This window comes from Hahella ganghwensis DSM 17046 (genome assembly GCF_000376785.1).
Classification (GTDB): domain Bacteria; phylum Pseudomonadota; class Gammaproteobacteria; order Pseudomonadales; family Oleiphilaceae; genus Hahella; species Hahella ganghwensis.
Window position 1 is genome coordinate 1 of sequence record NZ_AQXX01000005.1, and the last position, 1,224, is coordinate 1,224.

The window sequence follows — 1,224 nt, forward strand, 5'->3', positions numbered from 1 at the left end:
CGTCCGAGGCCTACGACACCTCGGACGGTTAAGATATCAAAGACCCGATATCCAGTAGATCGCAATGCTGCTCCTCTTAAGTGAACAGCATTGCCTGAAAAGGGGCTTTTTTTATGCCGGTGTCTTACATTTAGTGCCGACTAACTGTTATATCAGGCCGGCTTTAAATGAGAGCTGGCTGCTTAATACTGACTGGTGAAGGATCAGCGCAGCTGAATCTTTCCGCCGGGGCCGCCAGGCATTCCGCCGCCCATGCCTTCCTGGCCGGGAACGACGATGGAAGATGCTTGCTGGCGACGGTATTCCTTAAGCTCTTCAATGGTTTTTTCCATGGCGACTTTGGCTTCATCAGCAAACTTTGCACAGGCATCACCCAGGCTGTCCGCTTCCAGTTCAAAGTTCAGGGGCAGTGCACCTGCTGGTGTCATCATTTGAGCCTGGCCGAAGTAAAGAACTTTACGGTTGGTGTCAGGCTGACCATCACTGGTGACCGGAGTCATACGGCGGATAGTGCCGACTTTTTGATCTGTAAATACTTCTTCCAGGTACAATTCGTCCGGATTCATCGTGACTTCTGGCTCTGTCATAATCTTTCTCTCTTAAATCTCGATTGGGCGTCAGACCTGTGAATATCACCGATCAGTTGCGCCACTGTCATTTCCTGTTCGTACTATTGATGTCGCTATATGTTAAGCGTAAGTACAAAGATAGGCGGTGTCTACACTGACCTTCAGTTGAAACTTGCTATTGGCGGGAACCTCGAAGCTCTGGCCGGGAGTGAAGGACTGCCATTCTTCCTGTTGGGGTAGGCGCGCAGTCAATTCACCGCTGACCACGGTCATGGTTTCATGTTGACTGGTGCCGAACTCATATTCTCCAGGCGCCATTACCCCGACAGTGGCAGGCAGTGTTTCTGTTTGGAAGGCAATAGATTTCACTTTGCCATCAAAGTATTCGTTCACATCGAACATTGGGGTTTTGCTCCATATCAGAATATCAGGGGGCAAGATTATAGCACGAACGTAACCCACTGTGATGCTGGGTAAAGTTTTGTATAAACGTGTCGGAGTACTCAACCGAAAAGAGTTTATTCCGCTGCGAAACGGATCGACTTCAGGTAAAGTAGGTGGTTGACGTGGTCAACTGATTTGTGACAACCCAGTTAAGCAACTTCTCGTAATTCTTTCCAGGCCGTTTCATATTGATTCGGGCTTTGGTAATCCA

At 48.9% G+C, this 1,224-nt stretch carries 2 protein-coding genes; both read right to left on the bottom strand.

The genetic code is table 11. From position 1 onward, the window contains the following. Positions 1–203 precede the first annotated feature (203 nt). Positions 204–587 carry a hypothetical protein gene (locus tag F566_RS0100045; protein WP_026179649.1) on the bottom strand — a complete coding sequence of 128 codons (384 nt, stop codon included), beginning with the start codon at positions 585–587 and terminating at the stop codon, positions 204–206. A 102-nt stretch (positions 588–689) separates the two neighbouring features. Next, positions 690–971 (bottom strand): pyrimidine/purine nucleoside phosphorylase, encoded by a 282-nt coding sequence (gene ppnP, locus F566_RS0100050; RefSeq protein ID WP_020404951.1) that lies wholly within the window; start codon positions 969–971, stop codon positions 690–692. Between the last annotated feature and the right edge of the window lie 253 nt (positions 972–1,224).

What these genes read in the sequence shown, in the direction of transcription:
- F566_RS0100045 (WP_026179649.1), bottom strand. Translation starts at nt 587, where the DNA reads ATGACAGAGCCAGAAGTCACGATGAATCCGGACGAATTGTACCTGGAA.
- ppnP (WP_020404951.1), bottom strand. Translation starts at nt 971, where the DNA reads ATGTTCGATGTGAACGAATACTTTGATGGCAAAGTGAAATCTATTGCC.